Annotated in this window: 26 protein-coding genes and 1 pseudogene; 10 read left to right on the top strand and 17 right to left on the bottom strand. The window is 52.9% G+C overall.

Features of this window, described 5'->3' with window-relative positions:
• Positions 1-43: 43 nt before the first annotated feature.
• The 5 genes from GOW93_RS11720 to GOW93_RS11705 all read right to left on the bottom strand — a co-directional run bounded on the left by GOW93_RS11720 (position 44) and on the right by GOW93_RS11705 (position 7,472).
• Positions 44-286, bottom strand: a complete 243-nt coding sequence (locus GOW93_RS11720; RefSeq protein WP_170384275.1) for a hypothetical protein — start codon at positions 284-286, stop codon at positions 44-46.
• 207 nt (positions 287-493) lie between these two features.
• Entirely contained in the window at positions 494-616 is a 123-nt protein-coding gene (locus GOW93_RS20845; protein WP_302477015.1) for a hypothetical protein, read from the bottom strand.
• Between the two features lie 112 nt (positions 617-728).
• On the bottom strand, positions 729-1,046 hold the full coding sequence (locus GOW93_RS11715; protein WP_170384273.1) for a hypothetical protein: 318 nt from the start codon (positions 1,044-1,046) through the stop codon (positions 729-731).
• Between the two features lie 693 nt (positions 1,047-1,739).
• Positions 1,740-6,299 (bottom strand): autotransporter outer membrane beta-barrel domain-containing protein, encoded by a 4,560-nt coding sequence (locus GOW93_RS11710; RefSeq protein ID WP_170384272.1) that lies wholly within the window; start codon positions 6,297-6,299, stop codon positions 1,740-1,742.
• 69 nt (positions 6,300-6,368) lie between these two features.
• Positions 6,369-7,472, bottom strand: a complete 1,104-nt coding sequence (locus tag GOW93_RS11705; protein WP_170384270.1) for a TIGR03032 family protein — start codon at positions 7,470-7,472, stop codon at positions 6,369-6,371.
• A gap of 430 nt (positions 7,473-7,902) precedes the next feature.
• Between GOW93_RS11705 and GOW93_RS11700 the strand changes: the two are divergent.
• A pseudogene (locus tag GOW93_RS11700) lies at positions 7,903-8,006 on the top strand (IS6 family transposase); the annotation flags it as partial.
• A gap of 88 nt (positions 8,007-8,094) precedes the next feature.
• Here the strand turns inward: GOW93_RS11700 and GOW93_RS11695 are convergent.
• Positions 8,095-8,283 (bottom strand): hypothetical protein, encoded by a 189-nt coding sequence (locus GOW93_RS11695; protein ID WP_170384268.1) that lies wholly within the window; start codon positions 8,281-8,283, stop codon positions 8,095-8,097.
• Positions 8,284-8,298: 15 nt separating this feature from the next.
• Complete coding sequence (locus GOW93_RS20925) at positions 8,299-8,571, bottom strand: GFA family protein (RefSeq protein ID WP_170384266.1); 273 nt, start codon at positions 8,569-8,571, stop codon at positions 8,299-8,301.
• Between the two features lie 270 nt (positions 8,572-8,841).
• On the opposite strand from GOW93_RS20925, the gene GOW93_RS11685 reads away from it, so the two are divergent.
• Complete coding sequence (locus tag GOW93_RS11685; protein ID WP_170384264.1) at positions 8,842-9,516, top strand: class I SAM-dependent methyltransferase; 675 nt, start codon at positions 8,842-8,844, stop codon at positions 9,514-9,516.
• Positions 9,517-9,616: 100 nt separating this feature from the next.
• Positions 9,617-10,336 (top strand): SDR family oxidoreductase, encoded by a 720-nt coding sequence (locus GOW93_RS11680; protein WP_170384262.1) that lies wholly within the window; start codon positions 9,617-9,619, stop codon positions 10,334-10,336.
• A gap of 57 nt (positions 10,337-10,393) precedes the next feature.
• Here GOW93_RS11680 and GOW93_RS11675 read toward each other — a convergent pair whose 3' ends face one another.
• Both GOW93_RS11675 and GOW93_RS11670 read right to left on the bottom strand, forming a co-directional pair.
• Entirely contained in the window at positions 10,394-11,197 is an 804-nt protein-coding gene (locus tag GOW93_RS11675) for a 2-keto-4-pentenoate hydratase (RefSeq protein ID WP_217354790.1), read from the bottom strand.
• Between the two features lie 166 nt (positions 11,198-11,363).
• Positions 11,364-11,585 (bottom strand): hypothetical protein, encoded by a 222-nt coding sequence (locus GOW93_RS11670; RefSeq protein WP_170384259.1) that lies wholly within the window; start codon positions 11,583-11,585, stop codon positions 11,364-11,366.
• 133 nt (positions 11,586-11,718) lie between these two features.
• Here GOW93_RS11670 and GOW93_RS11665 point away from each other — a divergent pair, with 133 nt between their 5' ends.
• Positions 11,719-12,573 carry a LysR family transcriptional regulator gene (locus GOW93_RS11665; protein WP_170384256.1) on the top strand — a complete coding sequence of 285 codons (855 nt, stop codon included), beginning with the start codon at positions 11,719-11,721 and terminating at the stop codon, positions 12,571-12,573.
• A gap of 355 nt (positions 12,574-12,928) precedes the next feature.
• Here the strand turns inward: GOW93_RS11665 and GOW93_RS11660 are convergent, their stop codons facing one another.
• The 4 genes from GOW93_RS11660 to GOW93_RS11645 form a co-directional block, all read right to left on the bottom strand.
• The gene (locus GOW93_RS11660; protein ID WP_170384254.1) at positions 12,929-13,750 is read right to left on the bottom strand and encodes a class I SAM-dependent methyltransferase; all 822 of its coding nucleotides are present in this window, start codon (positions 13,748-13,750) and stop codon (positions 12,929-12,931) included.
• Between the two features lie 87 nt (positions 13,751-13,837).
• Positions 13,838-14,692: an alpha/beta hydrolase family esterase gene (locus GOW93_RS11655; RefSeq protein ID WP_170384252.1), complete on the bottom strand. Its 855-nt coding sequence runs from the start codon at positions 14,690-14,692 to the stop codon at positions 13,838-13,840.
• Positions 14,693-14,835: 143 nt separating this feature from the next.
• Positions 14,836-15,123 carry a hypothetical protein gene (locus GOW93_RS11650; RefSeq protein WP_170384250.1) on the bottom strand — a complete coding sequence of 96 codons (288 nt, stop codon included), beginning with the start codon at positions 15,121-15,123 and terminating at the stop codon, positions 14,836-14,838.
• 26 nt (positions 15,124-15,149) lie between these two features.
• Entirely contained in the window at positions 15,150-15,635 is a 486-nt protein-coding gene (locus GOW93_RS11645) for a DUF6714 family protein (protein WP_170384248.1), read from the bottom strand.
• A 14-nt stretch (positions 15,636-15,649) separates the two neighbouring features.
• Between GOW93_RS11645 and GOW93_RS11640 the strand changes: the two genes are divergently transcribed.
• Positions 15,650-16,174, top strand: coding sequence for a hypothetical protein (locus tag GOW93_RS11640; protein WP_170384246.1), 525 nt, complete (start codon positions 15,650-15,652; stop codon positions 16,172-16,174).
• A 231-nt stretch (positions 16,175-16,405) separates the two neighbouring features.
• Here GOW93_RS11640 and GOW93_RS11635 read toward each other — a convergent pair whose 3' ends face one another.
• Positions 16,406-16,828 (bottom strand): nuclear transport factor 2 family protein, encoded by a 423-nt coding sequence (locus tag GOW93_RS11635; protein ID WP_170384244.1) that lies wholly within the window; start codon positions 16,826-16,828, stop codon positions 16,406-16,408.
• Between the two features lie 345 nt (positions 16,829-17,173).
• Between GOW93_RS11635 and GOW93_RS11630 the strand changes: the two genes are divergently transcribed.
• The 5 genes from GOW93_RS11630 to GOW93_RS20920 all read left to right on the top strand — a co-directional run bounded on the left by GOW93_RS11630 (position 17,174) and on the right by GOW93_RS20920 (position 22,802).
• Positions 17,174-17,872: a hypothetical protein gene (locus GOW93_RS11630; RefSeq protein ID WP_170384242.1), complete on the top strand. Its 699-nt coding sequence runs from the start codon at positions 17,174-17,176 to the stop codon at positions 17,870-17,872.
• A 311-nt stretch (positions 17,873-18,183) separates the two neighbouring features.
• On the top strand, positions 18,184-18,873 hold the full coding sequence (locus GOW93_RS11625; RefSeq protein WP_170384240.1) for a hypothetical protein: 690 nt from the start codon (positions 18,184-18,186) through the stop codon (positions 18,871-18,873).
• Positions 18,874-19,161: 288 nt separating this feature from the next.
• Complete coding sequence (locus GOW93_RS11620) at positions 19,162-21,015, top strand: adenylate/guanylate cyclase domain-containing protein (RefSeq protein ID WP_170384238.1); 1,854 nt, start codon at positions 19,162-19,164, stop codon at positions 21,013-21,015.
• A gap of 462 nt (positions 21,016-21,477) precedes the next feature.
• Positions 21,478-22,155: an ankyrin repeat domain-containing protein gene (locus GOW93_RS11615; RefSeq protein WP_170384236.1), complete on the top strand. Its 678-nt coding sequence runs from the start codon at positions 21,478-21,480 to the stop codon at positions 22,153-22,155.
• 137 nt (positions 22,156-22,292) lie between these two features.
• Entirely contained in the window at positions 22,293-22,802 is a 510-nt protein-coding gene (locus tag GOW93_RS20920; RefSeq protein ID WP_170384234.1) for a nucleoside deaminase, read from the top strand.
• A 204-nt stretch (positions 22,803-23,006) separates the two neighbouring features.
• On the opposite strand, the gene GOW93_RS11605 is transcribed toward GOW93_RS20920, so the two are convergent.
• From GOW93_RS11605 to GOW93_RS11595, 3 genes are read right to left on the bottom strand one after another with little or no spacing between them, the layout of a single operon-like run.
• The gene (locus tag GOW93_RS11605) at positions 23,007-23,702 is read right to left on the bottom strand and encodes an RraA family protein (protein ID WP_170384233.1); all 696 of its coding nucleotides are present in this window, start codon (positions 23,700-23,702) and stop codon (positions 23,007-23,009) included.
• Positions 23,699-24,394, bottom strand: coding sequence for an alpha/beta fold hydrolase (locus GOW93_RS11600; protein ID WP_170384231.1), 696 nt, complete (start codon positions 24,392-24,394; stop codon positions 23,699-23,701). The genes GOW93_RS11605 and GOW93_RS11600 overlap by 4 nt, the downstream gene beginning before the upstream one ends.
• Entirely contained in the window at positions 24,391-25,515 is a 1,125-nt protein-coding gene (locus GOW93_RS11595; protein ID WP_170384229.1) for a cobalamin-independent methionine synthase II family protein, read from the bottom strand. The genes GOW93_RS11600 and GOW93_RS11595 overlap by 4 nt, the downstream gene beginning before the upstream one ends.
• Positions 25,516-25,525: the final 10 nt, after the last annotated feature.

Genomic DNA, 25,525 nt, shown 5'->3' with positions numbered 1-25,525 from the left:
TGTCCCAAAGTCTTCCTCTCCGCAATCGCACTCGCAGCTACAGTCATCTATTGGTAATGAATCCTAACCCTAGGGTGATCGTAGCTTGGTGTAAGATGAGTTTGTCGATTTTAACCCAAAAAAACAGCGGGATCATCAAGGCCAAGAGGTTGACAAATACTGATGACAACAGAATTTCGGCCAAGAGCGGTTTATAGTTACAAAACGCATCGACCAACCAATTGATCGTAAACTGGTTTAGGCTGTTGTTGCTTCCGGAAAACTTGATCGACAGCAACTCGCCCATCGTGTTTTCCGACAATAATTAGATAATTTCTTTTCTTGGCCTGCCAGACTTTGGTTCGAACAAAAGAACTTCTCCGGCTTCTTTATCGATCTTAGCTAGAATGCAATAGTATCCTTCTTTCAAAAGAGTCAGCCCGAGGCGCTAAGCTTCTGTAGCTACTGATCTATGCTTTTTCTTAAAATTGATGTCGGATTTGCTGCACCTGCGTTAAAGGCGGCGCAGATCGAATTTATCGATCTGCGCCAGTACATCCAGAAAGAACAACACAACGTCTTCCAACGCATGCATGATTGATCCGCAAATTTTCAACCACACCCTGAAAGATGCCAATCGCGCGTCCACTGTGTCAGGTACACTCAACTCGCCGGGCGAACCAACATTGGAGTAAATGGATGTAGCAGCAATCTCAGATAGCGCATATGCTTAGAAGACAATGCGCCGCTCAGTTAATCGTGGCGTTTTTGCCGTCACTTTCAACTGTGTCTTCAGCGGCTGTCTCAACTGCCTTATCTTCTTCTGCCTCACCGTTGGGGCGCTCTTTAAACACGCCTTTCTTCAGCAAATCATCGAACAGCTGGTTGAATGCAGCACGTGTTCTCAGGAACGCCTCGGGCGACAGAACAAGACTTGCCGATTCTTCACGCGCGGGTGCGTTTCCTTCTTTACTGGCCGTCGCTTTAAATGCGAATAGCGACAGTCGAACAGCGTTCCCTGCGAAAGCGATGTTCTCGACCCCATCAACGTGGCTGTTTTTGCTCATGATCTTTCTCCTTGGTTTGATTTGAACGCCCGCCTTTGCCAACTGCTTTCCTGGGCCAATCAAGATTGATCTCGCGATCAATTGATTGGGTGCAGGACGTCATTCCAAGCGGCTGAGTCACGCTCATGTAAGACTCGCGAAGGAAATAACGACTGGCGAACAGTTTATCCGGCCTGATGGAATTGCATTGTGATGATCGAACACCACCCCTCCTCACAAGGCACATTCATATTTGGAGAGAAGCCTTGCAAAATTGTCAGCCTGTGCACAGACAGCTTTATTGAAATATATAAGTCATTGAAAAATGAAATTTTGCTACCTGAGCGCTTTGTATCGAAAGCTTAAAAGCATAAAGATAACGTTCCCGTCATTATAATGAGAACGAAAAGACGCCTATCGGCTTTTGATGACCCGTGATGGTCAGGCGGGGTTTCCTCCCACCGGTTGATCAAACGTAAGACCTGCCTGAAATTGGGCACTTTGCCGGTTGCATCGACACATGCAGAGCGGAATGGAATTAAAAATGCAGAGCGCCGATTCAAAGGCGAAGCCAGTGCGTTTCGGCCAATCACCATTTTAGCAACCTGAAACTTCTTGGCTTCGTTGGAAACTTGTTTACCTCAAGTCGCAAAACGGCGCCTTACTGTAAGGTACGTGCGCCGCCAAGTTCAATGGCTGGTAGGCCCAAGGTCGCTACCACGTAAGTGTTGCGCCCGCTGTCAGAGATGCTCCCCGATTGTTGCTGGCATCCCCGCTGAGCGACGACGCATAGGTTCCTTCCGCGAACAGCGAAAGATTGTCCCCCACCGTGACGGTTCCGCCGAATCCAATTTCCGCGAAGGTCCTGTCATTTCTTGAACTGAGGGTTGTGTCTGCGACCTGTATGCTCCGTGTCCCCGAGAAATCGTGAAGCAGGTTAAAAAGCGTATAGGCCGTCGTATTGGCGGATGCGTATTCATATGCAAGACCAAGCCGCCCAAATGTTGCAGTATTGGTTCCAGGGTCCACAAGATTGCCTGCATCGTCGGTAAATGAATCCCCAGCCAGGCGTGCTACTGTCAATTGCGCCTGTGGGATCAAGGACCCACGGTCGCTGACCTGAATGCGATGTCCAACTTCACCACTCAGAGCGTAGGCCGTAAATGTTTCATTCGAAATCAGTGAACCGGCCAAAGATGAACGGATGTCAGCCTCGACCCGGTTAATCTGGCCCTGAATGTCGAAATAGGTTCCACTGTTGCCATACCACGTCGCCGTTGCGCCAATCCCGTAACCTGTTGCGTCAACCTCGCCAGAACCATTGGCGTTCGACACATCAGCGTTCAACGTGCCAAACTGGGCAGTTGCACCTAAAACCCACTGTCCCCGCGCGCCAGTCGGTGCCAAAAAGTCAAGACCAGCCCGCGCCCCGAACGTGGTGCTGTCATAATCAAGACCGCTGGTGCTGGATTCAGGCTGCGCCTCCTGGAAACCGCCGCGGAACTGGACCCAGGCACCCTGGCGGGGTTCCCGTTCGCCCTGCACACCGCCCGGCAAGAACGTCCGCAACCGTCCGACTTCTGCGCCCTGAGCACTGGCGTCCCCGCCCAGCCATTGCCGGCCAAGCTGTCTTTGACGCAGCGTCCCGGTGTTCGAGAACGCGTCCAGTAGAACTGAGGGCGTCGCCTCATACACGGCACCAGTTGAATTGACGCCAAGATTGCTGAGGAAGAACTGGCCGTCCCGCTGATCCAGCCCCAATGTGAAGAGGCCCAACAATCCTGGAGCATCGGCAAGAACGAAATCCCCCTCAGACACAGCACCAGCGACATCGACAACCAGAATATCGCTTGTAAGCGTTTCGCTGGCCGAAATATCGATAATGTCCAGGCGGGTTGTACCGCCGCGCACGTCACCTTCGACTATCAGTGTATCACCGGTTCCAGCCGCGAAATCGGTATCAATGGAGAAGGTGCCACCGCCGACAAAATCCTCGGTCACTCTGACGATGTCCCCGACCGAGTCATTTTGCGCCCGGACCAGACCGCTGCTGGCCAACAACGACCCGTTTACAGTCAGACCGCCAATCGCGTCCAGAATGCCGCCGCTTTCGACAATGACATTGTCAGCGGTCAGGTTTTGGTCATCAATAAACAGTTGCGCGCCATTGCCGATGACGAAATTCTCGACATTTAGGATGTCGGATCCGTCCAGCCCGCCGCTGGTATTTACAAAGGTCAGCGTGTCGACATCATCTCCGGCATCAAAAATGGTCAGATCGCTGAAATCGGCACCGTCGAAGATAAATGCATCGGCTCCAGCGCCCAGGCTCACCGACCCGACCACAGATGCTCCGGCCAACACTTCTGTTCTGGAATTCCCCTCGTTATTAACGATCGCATCCCCAGTCTCCGAGCTTACGCGGGCACCAGACTCCAGTGTAATCTCAGACAACTGATCTTCTAAGGTAATGGTGTTGATCCCGGCGATTGTTGCACCGGAAACCTCATCACTAACCGTAATCCGCAGCGCACCTGATCCAAGGTGCCGAGCATAGATTCCTGTGGTCTGACCTTCTATCCGGCCAGTCGTCGTAACGGTGAGATCGCCTTCACTGAAACTACCTGCAACGATTGCAGTGCCTGTTTCGCTCGTTACGTCATGCAGCGATACGGTTGTAGCCGCGTTTGCGCTATAACTAGCTGCCACAACGCCAGTTTCACGGCCCGTGATTGTGCCTCGACCCGTAACGGTAAGGTCACCCGATGCCCCTGAAAGATTTGCCGCCACAATGCCAGAATAACTGGTTCCGGTGACATCCTGGACGTCAACCGACAATGCACCTGTACCTTCGTTAAGCGCCCAGATACCGATGTTGGCACCTTCGACAACTCCACTGCTGCTTATGCTTACGTCCCCTGTAGCGGTGGTGTCGGTCTCCACATCAATCGCATTCCGACCGAACACGTCCACCGCGTCGACATTTAGATCGCCCGTCCCTGCCTGGCGTGCACGAATGCCTGCCTCATCGCCACCGCGAACCATACCGGTACTGGTAATGGTCAAATCACCGGCGCTGATCGCGCTGCTTTCGGCGTCAATACCTTCGTCGTCCTGAGCAACAACATCTCGTACGGTCAAGCTCAGCGCGCCAGTTCCCAATTGGCGGGCTCTGATCCCTTGATCTCTGCCAGACACCGTTCCGGTACTTGTAACGGTGATATCACCAATGCTGGTGGATGAGGTTTCCGCCTGGATGCCCTCTTGATTGGTGCCAACGACATCAACAACATCAACAAACACACCACCAGAGCCATTATTGAACGATCGAATGCCGACCGCCTCACCTCTCACTATACCTGTACTGGTGATACTTACATTCCCTGTACTGGTGCTGAACGCACCAGCCTCAATCCCATCACCGCCTGACACATCCACTGTGTTAATTATCAGGTCGCCACTGCCCCGCTGAATTGCAGCAATACCATCATCATTTAGACCGCCCTGAACATTGCTCGTGCTGGTAATGGTCAGATCTCCGGTGCTTATCTCGCTGTTTTCAGCATCAATGCCATTTCCGTACAGCGAACGGGCATCCTCAACGTTGATGCTCAATGCACCGGTTCCCTGTTGACGAGCCCTGATCCCGGTATCGCCGTATGCCCCGCCTGCTGAAATGGTGATGTCACCTCTGCTTGCCGAAGTGTTTTCGGCATTGATGGCAATACCGTCCCCGGCAAAAGCAACGACATTGCTCGTGCTCGCGTTGATGTTCAGCGCTCCTTCGCCATTTTGAACGGCTGAGATGCCAAAATCCAAACCTTCTACGAGGCCGCTTGAGTTCACGTTAAGGTCACCGGAACCGTTATTGATCGCGTCGATGCCGGATGTGCCTCCGAACACGCTACCATCCGTCGTAATCGCGAGGCCGATACCGTTTGAACTGTTTCGTGCACTGATCCCAGCACCGGTCGATCCGGTGACCATGCCTTGCATATTGATATTGATCGCGCCCGAACCTTCATTCGTTGCGCTGATGCCATCAAGCTGGCCTAAAACCGTGCCTTGGGTGGTGATTTCGATACCATCGCCGAACATGGCATTGTCTGCACTGATACCCGTTCCGTTAGTCGAAGTGACTGAGCCCGTTGCCGAGATACTTATGGATCCATTGCTTCCGTGGATTGCTAGAATACCATCTCGATCGTTCACTCCTGAACCTCCACCTTGCACCAAACCAAGGGTGGAAACGGAAACACCTGAGCCATCCAGACCTCCGTCTGCTATTATCCCAGCTCCGTTGATCCCGACAACATCGCCCGTTACCGAAATCGTCAACTGTCCACTACCGTAGTTTAGAGCGTCAATACCATCTTCACCCCCGTAAAGGGAACCCGTGGTCGTAATGGATAAATCGGTAGAATTGGTGGTGTTATAGGTATTAATTGCGTCCCGAGTAAAAGCAACCACATCATGGACTTCGATGCTAAGTGCACCGGTACCATAATTGGTGGCGAAGAGGCCGAAATCCTCGCCGGATATGACGCCGCTGGAAGTAACGGACAAATCTGTACTGCTCGAAGAGTCATTGAGTGCCACCAACCCTTCGTTAGTGATCCCAGTTACGTCGCCTCCAACCGTAATTCGCAAGGCGCCAGAACCACGATTTACAGCGTCAATTCCGTCCGTTTCACCGGTGATATCTCCCTCACTTGTGATGGTCAGATCGCCTTCTCCAGAAGAAACTGTGACATCAACACCTGCACCTGATCCAGTAACGGATGATCCTGTCACGGATGATCCTGCATTGACGATATTGACTGTCTGCGAGCCTGCGCCACTCAGAAGAACACCTGCACTCGACATGTTGTTCACAGCTGTCGGGGTTTCTGCATCCCCGACGTTCAGGGTGATGTCGTCTTCCTCAATGCGGATGCCATCGATCACCTCGGGTGCTTCGGCAACGCAATTGACCGTGCTACCCGCGGCCAGCGGTTCCGGGGTCGCCGTACATTGCGCAGGCAATGACTGCCCAAACGCGGCAGACCCAAGGGCCACAAACGAAGACGTGGCGAGCGCCAGGCCGGTAATGCGGCCGGATGCCGAAACCGAAACAGAAACCAAGGTGCCTGAAAACGATGGAGCATAGCTGACCACCTGGCCGGCGGCTTTTGCAATACGTCCTCCGCGCAACAGCTTATCTCGGACAGCCATGATAAAGTGATTACTTTTTTGGGGGTTATGACCTGCCAGCTTACCGTTTATCGCACGCATAGTACCTGGATCCTTTCCGTCAGGATTATTCTTTTCAGCTTTGTTGAGGGGGATGTCTGAAAGAGGCCGTCAGCTTTCGCAGGTACCGGCCATCATTCCGTCGTAGGTTACGAGGGTCTCCAACTCATTCGAGCTTGGTGAAATTGCCATAGGACAAACAGTGCCCGGCAGAACTTCGACATCGTAAAGTTCGGCGACATCACCATCGATGCGGAACCAATCCACGCATGACCCAGTGTTCAAATCGATTATCTGAACGCCACACCATGGTTCGGAATCCGCATCTTTCAGCCGTTGATCCAGCGGCAGACCCTCAAACCGTTTGTATCGCGGTTTGGACAGGCCCACGAACGCCAGATCGCCCTGAAAACTGAGACCGCGCAGAAAACCTGGGCAAAAAGCCAAAGGAATAAACCTTCCTTTGTCGGAGCCCTTAAGAGGCACCCGCCCCAACTCGCCCGTGCCGGAATTCAACACCCACAGCTGCCCATTGTGAACGCGCGGAGAATGAGGCATCGACAACCCATCGCAAACAATCTGATCACTGTCGACATCAATGATCACACCCCCGCCATTCCGGCGGTCGCGCCAGCCGTCAATCGTGTTCGATCGCGAGACGGCAGTCACATATTTCGGCTTACCATCCTGCATTGCCAGGCCATTCAGATGACACCTGTCCTCATCGATCAGAGCACTTACGAAAGATGGCATCCAGACTTTTTCAAACGAATATTTATGCCCTGGTTCGGCAAGACAATTGAACCGGGTATTCACGAATATCGGCCGATCCAGATCGTCAACGCCTACATCATGGGCATCCAAGCTGCCGGTGAAGTGGACCATGCGCGGGGTAAGACAGGCATCGAATGTGTGATTGATTTCCTGGCCGGGTTGCAGGGTATTTTCAAATCGGATGACTTGATGGCCTGCCGTCACCGTGAGGCCGCCCGCCATGTCTACTCGGTCACCAGATTTCTGGACGTGCAGACCCATGGGACGCTGCACCATCGCCTGATGCACGTTGATCCCGTTGTTCTTGTTGCGACCCACAAGATACAAGGTGTTCGACTGATATGAACTGAACGCAAACGAGACGTTTAGGCTGGCCAGTCGGCGAACAAGACCGCTCGATGTAGAATAGGTTTGTTCGATTTTTCGATCCTTGTTAGTCATCAGATTAGTGCCTCTGTCAGTTACTTTCGGCACGATCGAAGACATCGAAAGTTTGTTTGTAGTGAGCATTGTCATCAGTTGTCCGGTGTCTGAGTGAGCGGGTCATTACGACCTAAACACCGGCACATCAGAAAAAATTCTCAGCCTTCAGAACAACAAAACGTGAAGGTACGCCCCGGCACAGAAACTACTGATTGTCCGCCCACCCCAATGAGGTGGTATTCAGCTACGTTAAGAAAATGGAGGAAGCACATAGCTAATAAGTGACTGAAGCCAGATGACACTGCCACAATACTACGGCGAATAAGATCTGTCGCAAATTTTTTACCCTTTCCCTTCATCGCGTTAGTACCTGAGTGGCAAACGGCGTTATCCAGATAAAGGTTGGGTTATGATTTCTTTCTAGGGTGCGCAGTATCCGAAGGATGAGATCCTTTTCGCAGTCTTCTGTTATGCCCGCTACGGTGTTTCCTACCGAGACCTTGAAGAAATCATGGCCGAACGCGGCTATCGGTCGATCACACTACGCTGAACCATTGAGTCGGACGATACTCTTGTACCATTGCAGAAACGGTATTGATGCTGTCGCGGGGTTCCCTCGAGCATCTGTCACAAGAGATGTTTAACCAAACCTCTCCAGAATGGCTATGCGCTCCTCTGGGCTGCCGCTTGCAAGGATGTCTACAAAATTGTCTTCGTAGGGCTCGCGCGGCAATTCATCGTCGGTGTTGAACCAGGGAATGCGGCTTTCTACCCCATAGTGGTGTTGAGGCGCATACCGTTCAGGATTGTCCAGGCTGGCAATTGTCACGATAGCCCAATCCAACTACTCTGGAATAGTCGGGCGATAAAGAAGATAAGTTCCGCAGTCCCCGCAGAAATCACGCTCAACGATAGGTGATGACTGGTAGGTTTTCGGTCCGCCGCGTGTGAACCTGATTGCATCCCTTGAAACAAATCCACCGGCAATAACCGGCGCGCCACTCACCTTTTGGCACGTCCTGCAGTGGCAATAATGCAAGTCATAGAGTGGCTCGCTAAGTTCGAAGCGCACCGCTTCACACAAACACCCGCCCACGATTGGTTCACCATCTTGCATGGTACAATCCTAACTATCGAGATGTGCTCACCAATTCATTTGGCGCCAACGCGTCACCAATGTCCACCGGGTTCGAGGCATCATCCGTTTGCTCAGGGGCGGTGACGGGTCGCCTTCGTCGACCTCACAATTGTGGGACGATTGCTTTGAACGCCAAACGGTCGACCACGTTTGATGCGGAGAACAAACGATACCTGTCCTGGAAAAGACTTGCGGCGGCTCATGTGCTATTTTGTCCGAATTATCCAAACGATGTATTGAAGGTGGAGAGTGACTCATCTTGAACACCTGATTTCGCTCTGCCCGCTTGAAGGGTTGCGTGTCGCCGATGTTGGTGCAGGTGATGGCGTTTATTCCCTCCAATTGGATGCTGCAGGCGCAAAGGTCACGGCAATCGAAATCGATGCCGAAAAAGTTGCGAGGGCGCAAGAAAACCTGCCAAACAGTGTCGATGTCAGACTCGGAGCTGCTGAAGATATACCGCTGGAAACGGGGTCACAGGACTTAGTGTGTTTGTTTTTCTCGCTTCATCACGTGCCAGAGGATGTTCAATACGCGGCCTTCGCTGAATTCCGTCGTGTTCTTAAGGGCAGTGGGCACCTTCACATCGTGGAACCCTATCCGTACGGAACGATGTTTGACGTGGTTCGAATGGTTGAAGATGAAACGCTTGTCCGCACCAGGTCTCACCAATTACTGAATCGGATAGACGGTGAAAAAGGGTTCAAGTTGGAGAACAAGCGGGAGTACGTCTTGACTCGTGATTATCCCACGTTCGAGATTTTCCTAGAGAAGATCGTGCTGCCGGATCCCAAGCGGGTTCAGGATTACAAGGCAGTCGCTGCCGAAATGGAGGACACCTTCTCTCGGGTAAAAGAAACTCTTGAAGGGCAGGTCGTTCTGCACCAGCCGTGCGCCGCCTACCACTTTAGCGTCTGCGAGTAGCCTAATGGCGTTGTCTCTTCCTTCATCGAATACATTTGGCGCGAGATCGGTGTCGTCGATACATTGAGACCGCCTGCCGAACTATGAGGGGAATCGTGCCATGCCGGTATCTTTTGAGTTTCAGGGACGAACAGCGGTTGTAACTGGAGGATCGCGCGGCATCGGGCGGGCCATTTCGGAGCTTTTGGCAAAAAGTGGCGCGGATGTCTGGAATTGGGACAAAGACCCGGTCGAAATACCCGGCACACGCTCCGTTCAAGTCGACATCACTGTTGGTGAAACGATAGCCAACGCCATTGAGCTAATCGCCGATGCGCCGATCGACATCCTGGTCAACGATGCCGGGTATCTCGGCCCCTATCAGTCTTTTGAGGCAATGGACCCGTCGGAGTGCCAGAACATTATTCAAACCAATCTGATCGGCATGATGGAAGTAACCCGACAAATACTTCCGCCGATGCGCCGCGCCGCCTATGGTCGTATTGTGAACCTGGGTTCTCTCGCCGGGAAAGAAGGCCTGCCGAACCTGGCCGCGTATTCTGCCGCAAGCGCCGGTGTCATCGCATTTACGAAGGCCCTGTCCCGCGAAGTAAGTGACACGAATATCCGGGTCAACTGTGTCGCTCCCGGTCCCATCGATACGCGGATGATCCGAGACCTGGGCAACGAAGTCGTGGATGACATGATTGCTGCAAACCCGCTGGGACGGCTGGGCGATCCTGCAGAGGTCGCTGGACTTGTCGCGTGGCTTTGTTCTGAAGTGAGCAATTTTAACACCGGAGCTGTCTTCGACATTTCAGGCGGGCGCGCCCGGTACTAAGATCGCAACAACATGGAAAAACCAATCGTATTTGTGGGCTCTGCTTGGTCCGAAAACTCAGTTTTCAAAGCGCAATTTGATCTCTTCGAGAGGAATGCCACGCACTTTGGTGGACCAGTTTTGCCCCACGCCCACCGGCATCGCGAGAGTCAGGGTCCCAGTTGAGACCACCTCACCCGCACCGAGCGGTGGGTTATATGGGTCCTTGTCCAACAATTTGACGAGATGCTGAAGTGCAACAAGCGGACTGCCCAGCACAAATGCGCCTCCGCCAGTTTGACTCAATACTCCGTCACAGAAAAGTTCTGCACGAAACGAAGCAAGCTCTCGCTCCCATGCCGCCTTTCGCGACACAACCTCGTGCCGATTGCCTATGAGTAGAGCGCCATGCAATGCATTTGCCGCTATTGTATCAGAAGCAGAAAATTTCCAACCGGCGAAGATTGACTGTACAATTTCGTATCCGAGCGACACCCATTCGATGCAATCCAGCAGTTCCTCCTTATTCATCAAAGGGTGCGGTGTTTCCCTAATGCCGAAGATGATCTCGGGTTCGATCCGCGGCTCAACGAATTTCGACACGTTCTGCACCAAGTTGTCTTCGAGTTCGAAAGTTGATGTGTCGGTGCAGTACCCCCAAATGGGCGCACGAACACCGTGCGCGTCCCACATGCCACGGTTGGTGAACCCGATCTTGCGACCCGTTATCGTTTCACCACGCGCTTCGAAAGCCGCGCGAAGTTGAGCTGTTACCTGATAGGCGTCGGAAACGCTCAGGCCTGCAGGTGCCTCTGAAAAGAGGGGTACTTGATTGTGATCATCCAGAGCAGTCAAAACCGTTTTAGCGATGGTCTCAGTCATGTTTGCCGTATCGTTCGGAAACTGTGCCTCTAAGCTTTTACCGGAAGACTTACGCTGGGTCGAAGCCAATCTTGCGGATTGTAAATCCGCGTAAGTCCGCGTTGGGCTCGCAGCTGCCTTTGGTGTGAAACAATCGCCTTATCCGGCCGATTGTCACCAAATGTCTTCAGAACCTTCCCGGATACAGATTCATCATGTTCTGCACGTCCAATTCACTCGAAAACGCGTCCGGATTACTCCAGATCACCTCGTTAATATAGTCGCGTTCCGAATGAAGATCGTTGGCTGTAGGCCGCGGTTTCCGGGTTTCGGGGAAGCCTCTCTTGGGCCAACCGAACAGTCCACCAAATACGGTCCAGATACTGGGTGACATTGTATGAGAAGCCATCTCGTGGTCCTTTCCGAGTTACTTGCGCTGTCGCAAAAACAGTAACTGTTCACCCGTTCGTCTGGTATCCGGCGCAAAATTGTGCTGTTCTACAAAAATGCAGAACGGGTTCCGAAACTGGTCGGATATTCGTGTGTTCCTCTCTGTCTTCAGAGAAGGATCGACGCTTGCGGCCTCCAGAAAGCTGCAGGTCTCCCAACCAACGGTTGCCCGACGCATTGATGTTATCGAAAGAGAAACAGGCTTGACGCTTTTTGAGCGCGGTACGCACGGTTTCAAACCAACCCCAGAAGCCCTTCGCCTCGTTCCACTCGCCGAAGCAATCGAGGCTTCAGTCCTCGAATTTGCCGATTGCGCGAAGGAATTGACGTCGACACAACCCATCCGTATCACCGCTTATTCAGCAAACTTCTCTGCACGCATGATTGAAATCGTAAACGAGTTTTCCGCCGACAATCAGGATGTCGCATTCGAGTTTTTATCCAGCGTTCGGGCACTGGACCTGATGGCTGGGGAGGCCGACATTGCGTTGCGCCTTGCCAGAACCGATCCCGATCCTGACCTTATCTGCAGGAAGATCAGCACGGCGCGCTGGTCTTTGTTCGGCAGCAGAAATTACGCGGACAAATTTGGCTTACCGGGGTCAACGAATGATCTGGCCGGGCATCGGTTTGTTACCTTTCAGCGGGACGATGTACCGAATGTATTCCACGAATGGCTTACCGATCACGTGGCACCGGAACAGATCGTCATGTCTTTTACCGAACTGGAGCTAATGCACGCGGCGATCAGGTCAGGGCAAGGCCTTGGGATCAGCAATGTCAAGCTGGTTGAAACAGACGTGTCCTTTATCCGATGCTTCGACGAAATCCCCGAACTTGCGGTACCGCACATAATGCTCATTTCGCCTGAAGCCTATCGTCGGCCGGAAGTCAGAGCTTTCGTTAAGTTCTTCGCACCTCGTTACGCTGCGATCTACAAGTCGTGATCAAGTGAAAATAGGCTGAGACTTTGCTTTATGACACGCGGACAAACTCTTTTGCACAAAAACGGCAGTGAAGACCTTTTCATCAACGTAGCGGAAGTACCCGATATATACTTCGACCGGCCAACGAATGAAGAGTTGGCCGCGTCGTCAAAAAGAGTTTTGCCTAGGCGGCTGAGAACTCGGAGAAAATGAACGCCCTGAATTGAACAAAGGTGGTTATTCAACAGGGAAACGCGGCAATTTCGTTTCGTGGGCCCGATGCCTGCCGACGCTATTCAGGCAAGTTAGCCTCGGTCATGCCCGAGCTTACAGGTCCAGCAGAAAAACCGGGTCGAGCGTCGGCGCAACCCCATCGTCAGGCCACGCAAATGAAGTGGTACGTTAACAAACGGCGTTCGTCCAAAGCCAGAAGTTGGTTCTGAACCATGTCGCTGGCGACGTTCCCAAAGAGAATCTGTGTCGTAACCGGCATGGTACGATCAGACTTGGGCTTCGAAATTCTCGTCTTAAGCCACTCATGGCTTTCAGTTGTCGAGTCTTCTTCGTCCAATATCGTAAAACCTGCATCTTGCAACAAACTGGCCATTTCTTTCGCGGTTGCGAGATAACTGATCGAGGCGTCCATGGCCCATGGTGTCGGATAAACGACGTCACCACCTTCGCCCTGTAGAATGTCATAAATTCCAAATCGTGCTCCCGGCTTCAGGACACGGTGGGCCTCTTTGTACACCGCAAGCTTGTCCGGGATGTTCATTGCAACGTGGACAGTTACCGCGCCATCAAAACTGCTGTCCGAAAATGGGAGTTTTGTCGCATCTCCCTGAATAAACGTGGTTTGTGCACTAAGATTGACCCAATCAGAAATGATTTTGGCTGCGTCGCAAAACTCTTGCGTCAGATCTATGCCTGTAACTTTAGCGCTTGCTTCTTCGGCAATTGTTCTGGTGACCCCACCCAGTCCACTACCAATATCAAGCACATTCGCATCTGGTGCCAACTCCAGCTTCTCCAGAAGCTGCAAAGTCGCTTGCCGGCCTCGAAAATGGAACTCATCGATTGGTTCAAAATCAGCGGCGCGCAGTTTCGTGGGCTCAACGCCTGCGTCCCTTAGGCTATCAACGATCTGGTCGATCAGTTTATGGCTGCGACCATAGTGATCTGAAACTTGCTCTTTCATTCTAAGTCCCTTTCACCAAGCATATTGAGTGCTATCGAGTACACATTTGATCAAAGTACCCGGAGGATCGGAGGGGCACTCAAGTGCTCAAGGAAGAGCTTCGAACCAGTCGAGCACCGCATCCCGCCAGCCCTCTGGCACACCGTGCCCGCCTTTGGTGACTTTCAGCCGGATCGAGCCTGCTTCACAATCCATCCAGTCCTTCTGCATCGAGTCGTCATCGCCAAAGCTGTTTTCCGCACTACCCAAGCAGGCGTTCTCGCGGCGCCAGACATCCACGCCCTTCATGACGTTACCTTGGTGAAAATCAACACCCTCCCATGTAAGCTGCCGGCCTTCGAACGGCACCATTCGATCTTTAAAGCCATGTACGTGAAATAGGTGAACTGGCGCATCACACTCAGTGGTCATGGGCTCCCAAAATGCCCCAGCCGCAGCAGCAAAGCTTTTCGCCAGCTCTGGCGCCTGACACGCAAGGTCCCAAACCATCGAGCCGCCGCGGGAGAAACCTGCGATCAGTATTCTCGACGGGTCAATACCGAAGCGCTCCACTGCGTCGGCGCGCACGGCGCCAATAAAGGCGACATCATCGCGCGCCAGATCATACCCGTCAGCCACACCCCAATCGAGGTCCTTGCCATTTATACTGGGTTGCCCGCTCGGCATAATCACTGCGTAGCCGCGCCGGATGAAAGGATCGACATAGGCGGAGTTCTGGATCATCCCCTTCCCAGACCGTCCATAACCGTGCAACCAAATAACAGCAGGCGGTTCATTCGGAGCCTCTGGCAGGGCCACGTAGTACTCCCCGCCTTCCAGTGTGCAAGGTGCATCTGGCGCGCCACACTCTCCATCAGAAGCGAGGGCAGCGTTCGGTTTCGCAGCAGTGAGAACAACGGCAATACCGAGCGTCAAAATGCGACTGCGCGTTTCGGATCGCATCAAAACTGTACCTCCGTCCACAGGCTACAGAAAATCATAACACAGGGTTGATCATCACCGAAGGCACCAGTCTAAACGACGGTCGTATTCGCTCAGTCTAATTTGGCGCATTAGTTCTGAACTCTCGCTGTGCTGGGTAAATTTTACTGATCCTTAATGAAAATTGCCCAGATAGCGGCAATGATGACACCGGTGCCAGTGGCGAACACCAATGCGATTGCGCTGAAGAACATACGCGGCTGGCTGGAGCGGCGGATAATCGAAAAATGAATTCTTATCTGGCCTCTAAGCAAACCATCTGCTGCCATCGATATCGCAAAAAGGCCAAGCGACAGCGCACTGGATCCACCCCACAATCGCTGCCATTGTTCATCCTCAGTCAGTGACAGCGGCAAACCGGTTGCGACAAAAAGCGCAGCGAAGAACCACATTAAATACCTAAAAATCAAAGACCCGGTCACCGCACGCCTTGTTCAATCCAGTAATTTACCAATGCGGCTTCCGCAAACTCACCAAGATCAGGGTGGTCGCTGAAATAATACAGAAAACTCAACACAGCCTCCTTCTGTGCATGCGTCAAATGGTTGAATTTGGACTTCCTGAACTCGTGCAGCATTTCTTTCGATGTGCCGGGGTCGAGTGCCAGAAGGATACTTTCACTGGCATATTCCGGACTGTCTGAATTTCGCAGTGTCCAAATCAGAAACGCGGGCAAGTAATATTGAAATGCTTTGGGGCTAAAAGCCGTGGGGGCAGCGTAACTGTATAAGATCATTTGATCGGTCATCTCATGCCATTTGACTCCGCCGTAGAATTCAAGAATATCCACGTCATCCATACATTCGGGGTGAAGAAGTTCATCATCAGCAGGTGGATCAAGACCGTCAAATGCAGCAATGATCTGGGTTGCAAGAGCTTCCGTTGTTGTCGTTACCTTTGGCATGGTGACATATTAACTTGGCTGAAACCCTGAGATCGAGTGTATCAGCAACAATTCGAAGTCGAGTGATTGCGATGGATACAGGACAGAGGCTCTTTCAGGACATCAGTCATGAATTCCACGACAATTCCATCTATGCCTTAAATTTGATTTCACCTGACCCAGACACCGATGACTGGGTGAGTGAACTAAAACTCGATATCGACCACATTGAGGAGTGGATCAGGCAGGACTACGGACATTTCAGTTTTTCCGTTTCCCAAGTCAATCTGTGTTTCGAGGGCGTTTCCGATCTGTCTGTCTCCTTTTCGTTTCCGAAAACGACCATAACACCCCTGCCAATTGACCGGATCACCAGGTCCAGAGAACCAGTTCGAATCCACGGAAAAGAATATTCCGAATTTGTCTGGACCATCGAACTGAATGACCGCTGCGGAGGTCGCATATACTTCCACGCTACCGGGTATCGCTTTGAAAGAGTCGGAAAACCTGTCATTTGCGAGGAGCAATTTATGCCCAAACACCTGCGCCTACCGCAGTAGAAGAGAAAAATCTTGTGGCCACCTTCGTAACGAATTCGTTGATGCCCACCAACAAATGCACGAAAATCTCAATTCAGTTCACATTGAGCAGGAAGAATTGCCTCTGTCACAATTTACTGAGAGTGCATTCCGCATAGTTAGACCGAATACGGACACGAATTTTCGTTTGCTGAGGTTCAACTTTACCGCGCCTCTCAGATGCAAGATTACCCGCTTTGCGTGGCGATATCACTATGAGAAAGTGTCACCGCCCTGTCTAGCATGGTCGTCGCGGTCGAACCAAACCAAAGACAATTGTATCAAGCCATTATCGTCGAGGGTCCACTCCTCCCAGCCCAACAGGCGAACAGGAGAACTTTCACGCTTTCCGGGACCGACGAGCATACCGGTAAAGAGAGCGTGGTTCCCTGATAAACGAAAATCATGCAGTAACACAGAAGAGCCTGGAAAATCACGGAAGAACGGTGCTGCGTAATCCGAAGCAATCGCTTCCCGACCTCGAATTGCTTTGCCGGAATTGAGCCGTGCCGCCCCATCTTCAGCGAAATGTGCTGCCACCTGCGCCGGATCGTTGGAACTCCAGGCAGCAGCGTACGAAGAAGCTTTCTCTAGCGCATCAGCAAACAACATTTCGGTTGCCCCTTTCTCGAACATGGCCGCTCTTTGGCTTTGAAGGTGAGCCCATGGATGTATCCTAGACGCGTACGTGCAATAAGTCAGAGGTAACCGCGTTTTAGGCGTTCGGTTACGGCGCAGCGAAAGAGCACTCCTCAGACCGAGCTTTCGCGGCCCCAGCAGCGAAGTTGTCGGACGAACCAATTTTTTTGTTGCTGCGGAGGTGACGAAAGTCCGCCACAAAGTTTGTGCCAGCCGATATTCAGTCATCACGTGTTTGGCAGGCTTCGCTGCTGTATTCTACAAATCGTGATCGCTATTTCGTGGACCCATACCGGGCATACGACTAGCATCAGTGATCACATAGCACGAAGGGAGACATATATGTTGAAGTTCACCAAAAGAACAACTGTTCACGGGTTTGCTGCACTTCTAACCTTCTGTTTCGCGGCGACCGCACAGGCGCAATCGGCAGGCGAGGAGATGTCATTTTTCATCACTAGCGTGGGCAAGGGGGATGGTGCCAATCTAGGCGGCCTCGAAGGTGCCGATGCTCATTGCAATGCGCTTGCTTCCGCGGCCGGTTCTTCCAAAACTTTTGCGGCCTATCTGAGCACCTCAATGTCCATTGATCGCAGCACCGATCCGATGACAATCACCAATGGCATTTCTGCACGCGACCGGATCGGGTCAGGTCCATGGTATAATGCCAATGGAGAGCTCATCGCCAATAATGTTGAAGAGCTGCACAGTGAAGGCGTGAATATTAATCTTCAAACCGCGCTCGACGAAAATGGTATTCCTGTCAATGGGCGTGGCAGTCAGCCGAACAAACATGACATTCTGACCGGCTCCGATTCCGCTGGATATTTCTCGACGGCAGGTGGTGACACGACATGCAGCAACTGGACTTCGAATAGTGAAGACGGGTCTGCAATTGTTGGACACCATGACCGTGTCGGTCTCAACGATGCCCGCAACATGTTGTCCTGGAACTCATCGCACGGCTCGCGCGGTTGCGGGGAGGAACATCTGCCACGTTCTGGTGGGGCGGGTCTGTTTTATTGCTTCGCAACCGACTGATCAGGCAGCATTGGTGCGCGTGTCACCCGCATTGCACCTGATATTGTCTGGTTGGCTTTAAAGGTCGCGTGCTGGAAACGGTTTTTGGGCAGCAAAGTCCAATTGCCGTTTCGGCCTGTGGCCGACACCGAATTAGGAGATTCGCAATTTCTATCGACAGTTTTGCGGACACAGAGATTGGAAGACACCTTGCGGATGCTGCACGCCGTTGCCGCATGGTTTTCTTCACCGGATTACCAGCTTCTGGAAAGTCATTCCTGTTGCGCAAGCAGATATCTATTTCGGTATCCTTGGGGCGTCGTGTGCATATCATGCGTTGGGATACGGGGCTCGCGGCGTTTCAGACCGAGGACATACTCGCAAGGTATCCAGATGTTTCGGATGGAACTCATCCGTTGATCCGAAAGGCAGCCGGATTGTGGGGCCGGAGAGCCCTGGCGCGATGGCTGGCAGAGAATACCGATCCCACCGACATGATTGTCGGTGAAGTCCCTATCATCGGAAACAGGTTTTCCGAGTTCATTCAGGTACAGCCGGATCAGGTTGAAACAGCACTCGCATCCGATGGAACCAAATTCATCTATCCGGTTCCCACAAAGAGTTTGCGCGACAAACTCGAAGCCATCCGAAGATCTACGTTTGCGAACCCAAAACATCCTGATGAGGCCAGAGATGCGCCTCCATCGACAATGGAGCTGGCTTGGCACTTGACGTGTGCCAAGGCTGCAGAATTGGGCTTGATCTCTGAAGAAGAAATTTATTCTCCGTACGAGGAGATGATTTATGTGCGGTTTTTTGAGCACCTGCTGCAACACCGAAACGCCATCGGAATTGGGGTTGATACGATTTATTCAGATGCCGGGTCAGCCCATGACCTGGGTGCGAACGTCTCAGAACTCAGTGCAGGCCCGGACGAAGTACAGTGTGCAATCGCAGAGGTAGAGGCTGCTTTTACAGTCGGGGAAGCCGCCCGAGACGTTGAAAGCTGGTATCGAGTGTAGTCTCGGGCAAAAGTCCGCCCCGTTGCGATTTCGAGAAATGCAATGGCTGATTGTAAATGTCTGCCACGGATCAACTGCTGGTGCTGCACTGGTGGATGAAAGCCTTGGCAACCCGCGATGTCTGAGTTCACTTCGAGAAATGCTGTCGTGATGCCACGCTGCGGGTACGAAATCGAAGACCACATAAACTCACAGTCTACGCAAAAAGGCATTGGCATTCGATTGCACTGGCCTATGCGCTTAGCAATTTTTCTCCTTTAGGCTAAAATCGGTTAACGAGAGGTTTTGATGGAACGACGGTTGGCCACAATCCTCGCTGCAGATGCTGTCGCATATTCAAAGCTAATGGGCGAGGACGAAGTAGCGGCATTGGCCGATTTGACGGCCTGCCGTGCACTCATTGACGCACAAATATCAAGCCATGGCGGTCGGATCTTCGGGAGCGCCGGGGACAGTGTCATTGCGGAATTCGCAAGCCCAGTGAAGGCTGTACAAGCAGCATTGGCTGCGCAAAATGGCATTGCCCAAGCTAACGCCGAAAGCCGGAAGAGTGGCCAGCTGCAGTTTCGCATGGGCGTTCATCTTGGCGACGTAATGGTTCAGGGTGAAAACCTTCTGGGAGATGGCGTCAACATTGCCGCCCGGCTCGAGTCACTGGCGCCGCCCGGTGGAATTATCATCTCGAAACCGGTTGCCGAAATGGTACACGGCAAGCTGGATGTCGCGTTTGGGGATTCAGGTGCCCACAAGCTAAAGAACATCACGCAAAGAATAAATCTCTGGACCTGGCCGCCCGAGAAAGCAGTAAGGTCGGCAAAACAGCGCGACCCCAAAAAACTAGGATCGTTAGCCGCAGCAACTGCTCTTGTCTTAGGCGGGCTGGTCTATCTGGTCTACCCAAATGAAGAGAGCTTTACGCTGCCGACCGGGCCTAAGGTGTTGATCCTACCCTTCGAGAACGTAGGCGGAGATCCACAGGACGACTATTTCAGCGATGGACTGACCCGAGACATCAACGCCATGCTCGCCAAATTCACCAATCTTTTTATCTTCGCGCCTGAGGCCGGCACTGCATTACGCGACAAGCCAGAGTGCGAGGTGATCCGTAATGAGCTTAGTGCAGATTACATTCTGGGTGGCACCGTACAACGATCGGATGACAAGCTGCGGGTCACTACCACGTTCACCGATGCAAAAACCTGCCTGCAGCTTCAGGCACCTGGTCCGTTTGAAGGCGACGTGAGCCTTGCAAGCATTCTGGACGTGCAGGTGGAAGTTGCTCGCAAGATTGCTTCGCTCATAGGGTCGAGCGATGCGCCGCTATTCAAGGCCGACGTCATACAGACGATCCGCGAAAAGGCACCCGAAAGCCTTGACGCGTACGAGTGTTACATGACGGCACATTGGTTTTATCAAACTTTTGCCCTGCCGGAGCACCGCAGAGCGCGCGATTGCCTGTTGCGGACTGTAGAGGAGGAGCCAGGCTATTCGTTGGGCTGGTCGCGCCTAGCGTATAACTATCTTGATTCAAAAAAGAACTCTTACGATCTGGATCCAAACTGGGCCCAGAAAAGCTCTGACGCAGCACATCATGCCATTGAAGCAGACCCAAATAATCCTGATGCCTATTACGCTCTTGCGGTACGAAGCCGGTTGCTCGGCGAGAGCATGGATGTCTACCGTAAACATGCTGAGCGCGCGGTGTCGTTAAACCCGAATGACTCTTGGATTTTAGCCGACCTTGGAATCTTTTTTGCCTATTCCGGTGACTTTGAAACAGGGCTGGCATGGATCGAGCGAGCGCGAGCGCTTAATCCCAAACTACATCCGGGCTATAATTATGCAGCGCACTTGAACGCCATCATGCTAGGTGAATACGGCGAAGCCATTGACATTCTGCTAGCGATGGGCGGCAGATTGCCAATGAACCAAGCCAGCCTCGCTGCCTGTTATGCGCTAAATGGACAACAGGAGAAGGCTGAAGAGACAGTAGAATACATCAAAGAGCAGTTTCCGGACTACCAATTAGATCCCCGTGCCCCGTTTCGCGCGCGCGGCATGCCTAAAGAGCTGATCCACAGGGTCATGGAGGGCTTGACTATGGCTGGTTACCCAGTGCCACCGGAAGAGACTATCGAATGATCGGTGTTTGGTTAGCCAACACCAAATAGTTTGGTGAAATGAGTGCAAAATTCTTCGTTAATAGTCCAAAGGTTCGAAACTGTCTCACTCGATGAGGGCAAATAGCTCGATTGGATAAGCAACACCGCGTATTTCGCGCAACCCTCAAATGGCAAATACACCGGGGCGAAGCATCAGCAACGGCTGACGTCTACTTCGGACGGGGCCAGACCATTCTGAAACAACGCGAAAGGATTAAACGGAAAACAATCGAAACCAGGCGCTTGCTTCACCGCAAATCCGCCGCATAATCACAACAACCAGTTGAGCCAGATCCTATCTTAGATCAGGCGACCATCTGTCCCAAAATCCCTGAGGACGGACAGTAGGAAAAGATTCTGAGCTTGAATGGAAAAGGACATCGAATACACCTGCTATTGCTACCGCACCCTCCTGACCTGTTTTTAAGTATAAGGATTGGCCATGTTTCGTCTTTTGCTATTTACGTTCGTGACGGGTCTTGCCGCCAACATGGGTATGGCGCAGACGCCGCCTTCGGCTGCGGAGGTCGCAGAATACGATGGCCTTTTTGCAGCCGCTCACACTGGCAACGTAGAAATGATCCAGCAGCTCGTTGCGGCGGGAGCAAATGTCAACGCGCGGGACTCGCGAGGCCGCACGCCAGCCCATGCGGCAGCCTTTGCTTCGAAGGACGAAGCGTTGCGTGCACTCGCTGAGGCAGGCGCTGATATGAATGCGCTTGAAGGTCAGGCCTACGACGTGGTCACGATCGCCGCCGTGGCAAACGATCCGGAACTGATGACGCTCGCAATCGCATTGGGCAATGATCCAGGCCTAACGACCAGCCCTTATGAAGGAACGGCTTTGATCGCGGCCGCGCATCTCGGTCATGTTGAGATTGTCAGACGGCTGATCGCCGCTGGCGCGCCTCTGGACCATGTGAACAATCTGCACTGGACTGCAGTTATCGAAGCCGTTGTGCTTGGCGACGGCGGTCCGGATCATCTTGCAGTTCTGGATGCATTGTTGGCAGCAGGTGCTGACCGATCGCTTGCCGATCGAAACGGCACTACGCCGCTCGAACACGCCGAACTGCGCGGATTTACTGAGATGGCAGAGCGGCTAAGAAAAGATGATTGAGGCCAATCCAGCATGCTGGAGCGGAGCGTTCCACCTCACAGGTACCGATGGCAGCTTGGATGAGACCAACCTCAAATCAAGGTCCTCTCGTAGCGGAGCGCTGACAGAGTTAAACACATCTCACGGGTAACGGCACAATGGACAAGATCAGAAAAAGTGAACAGGACTGTCCTAGCGCACTCGTTCTCGCGAGGCGTGGTTTTCTTGGCGCATCAGGCCTTGGCGCACTGACAATTGGATTGAGTGGCTCCGCTGTAGGCCAAACTTCTACAAGGGCGGACGACGCAATACCTCAACCAAGTAATCCCAATGATGCCACATTCATGGAGCGGGCTTTCGAGATGCGTCAGTATGCGATTGACCATGGAGATCAGGGGTATGGCGCAGTTGTGGTGCGCGACAACGTTATTATTGGCCAATCATGGAGCAGGGTCATCTTGGATCAAGACCCCACGGCCCACGCCGAAATGGCCGCGATCAGGGACGCCGCGCGCCGCCTCAATGACCGAGATTTGAACAGCGCGGTCATGTACTCATCTTCCAGGCCGTGTCCCATGTGCGAAGCCGCGGCTTACTGGGCCGGGATCCGTCACATGTACTACGGCCGGAAAATCAGGAGCGCAGGTTCTCCGAAGCTTTGCAGTTAAAAAGGTTCTCAGCCATCAGCGAAGTTTCCTTTCGCGTTCGCATCCCGCGGTGGGAAGCCTTCGGACCAATCCGGACTTTCGAAGTTGAGTATGATTCCGCAATATAACTTCTTTTGACCTGCCATTTTCAGAGATTGTCATTGCGGCACCAAATAAAGTCAGTTGTACCTAAGGTATATCGTTTCTCGTTCACTTAACCGACACTCAGACTCTGGCCTTTTCAAAAGCGGCCCAAGCGGTTTCGAATGCTTCAAAATTAAACTCCGGATGACGGGCTGCGTCCAAGACAATACGTTCCGTCGACAACAGCTTTTGTATTGCAGCTTCTAATTGATTGAGAACATCCTCAGGAACCACCAGCGCACCATGGCGGTCGGCATGGACCAACTCGCCTGGATTGACCGTCAGGCCAAAAATTGAAACCGGCGTATCAATCTCGCGGATGTGGACGAAACCGTGGCTCGGCCCAATGGAACCGGCAACAACTGGGAACCCCTCGGGTAAGTCTCCGAGATCGCGCATGACACCGTTGGTTACGACACCGAAAATGCCAAACCCTTTGTGGACAGAGGTATTGATCTCACCCCAATAGGCTCCGATGCATTCCGGATAATCCAAGTCCTCAATCACAGCGACACAGGGGCTGGGCGCTTCGGCCATGTATTTGTAATAGGCCATGCGCCGGGCTTTGATGACGTCGGACGGGTCGGTCGGTGGGTTGGCTGCCGCGATCTTGGCCGTGCGCGCATAGCCGACAATCGCGGGTTCTTCAGGCGCTGAACACAGCATGGTACCGCGCGTAAAATCGTCGAAACCGCGCTTGCCCTTCGCCACTTCGATGGCATTGCAGACGGTGGGGGTGTCGACCTTGCGCAGCAGGGACAAAAGAGATGGGGTCATGTGTCCTCCAACCAGCGGATTAATGCCGCCGTGGTTTTTTGTGGTTGTTCCAGTGTCGGGAGGTGCCCTGCACCTTCAATGATCTCCAGCGCGCTGTGTGGCAGCAGATCATGCATCAACTGGTGGCGCTCAACTGGGCACAATTTGTCTTCTCGCCCACACAGGACCAGGGCCTTTCCGGTAAAAGCCCCCAGAGTCGCGCTTTGGTCTGGGCGGTCCATCAGCGCCTGCGATTGGCGCAAGAAAACGTCTGGGCCCAGATCGGTGGCCATCGCCATACAAAGATCCAGGATAGCCCCCCGGTTAGGTCCGTCGGCCAGATAATTGGGTTTCATCTCGTCCCGCATAACCGACCTCAGCTTGCCGTCGCGAACAGCCGCCATTTGGGGCCCACGACGGGCTTTTACCTCTGGATTTTCAGCGAGTGGATTTGTGTCGAGCAATGCCAGTCGCGAGACACGTTCAGGGGCTTGACGCAATACTTCCATCGCCACGATCCCCCCCATCGACAAACCTGCCAGTGCGAAATCGGGCGGCGCGTTTTTCAGGATATCATACGCCATGGCCTGCACGCTGTCATGCCGGGACAAAGGGAACGTCATTACGGGCCTGTTGCCCGACAGAGCATTGATCTGCGGGCCAAAGAGGCGGGCATTACACATCATACCCGGCAAGAAAATCACGGGTGTCATGCCGAAGCCAGCTTCGCCCCCGCAGACAGCGCGGACAATTTGGCGTAGGCAATCTGAGGATCAACCGCCCCAAATCCCGCAAAGGTCCCAAAACCGCAATCGCTGCCCGCTATTACGCGGTCCGCGCCGACAATTCCCGTAAAGCGCTCGATCCGCTGCGCCACAAGTTCGGGATGCTCGATGAAATTGGTGGTGGTGTCGACCACACCAGGCACCAGAATCTTGTCATCTGGTATCTCCGACTTGCGATCGCGAAACACAGTCCACTCATGCGCGTGTCGTGGGTTCGAGGTCTCAAACAGAACATAGCGAGATTTCGTGGCCATCAGGGTGCTGAAAACCTTGTCCATTGCGATGTCACAGCAATGCGGACCTTCGTAGTTGCCCCAGCAGATATGCACCCGCACACGATCCTGTGGGACGTCTTGAAGCGCGTGATTCAGGGCCTCAACGTGCAAGTCGGCAATCTTGACGAACTCGTCGTCCGAAAGATCGGTGAACAGCATATGGCGCGACAAGGCCAGATCGGGGCAATCCAGTTGCAGGTCCAAACCAGCGGCCACGATGGTTTCGTATTCTTCTTTCATGGCATCGGCCAGCGCTGCCAGATAGGCCTCTCGTGTTGGGTAAAATTCATTCTGCAAAAACAACGAAATCACACCAGGTGACGCAGCATTCATGAAACCGCGCTCGCTCCCATGTTGGGCCATGGCGGCTTTGAGGTTGGCAATGTCCTTCTCCAACTCGCCCTGCCCCTTTGAACGCACCTCGCCTGTGCACATCGGACGTGCGTATTTTGGCGTGCCACCGTCATCAGCCAGTCGCTGCAGAAAACTGGGGAACATCTTCAAATCTGCAGGCGCATTTCGGGGACTGTCTCCGGAAAAGCCAGTGTAACGATCCTTGACATAGGTGGCGTACGAAATCTTTGAGGTTTCGCCATCGCTGACAACATCGACACCGGATTCGATCTGTTTACGCACTGTCTCAGAAACCGCATCGGTCATACAGGCATCAAACGCGGCCGCGTTGTAGGGTTCACCGTTCTCACGGGCGAAAATGAAATCCACCACGTCTTGCGTCCGGGGCAGAGACCCAACATGTGTGGTTTTGATAGTCATCAGCGCCTCC

This window comes from Ruegeria atlantica (assembly GCF_013032455.1).
GTDB classification, from domain to species: Bacteria; Pseudomonadota; Alphaproteobacteria; order Rhodobacterales; family Rhodobacteraceae; genus Ruegeria; species Ruegeria atlantica_B.
Note: the sequence above shows the minus strand (reverse complement) of the source record. Positions and strands in the feature narration are given on the sequence as shown.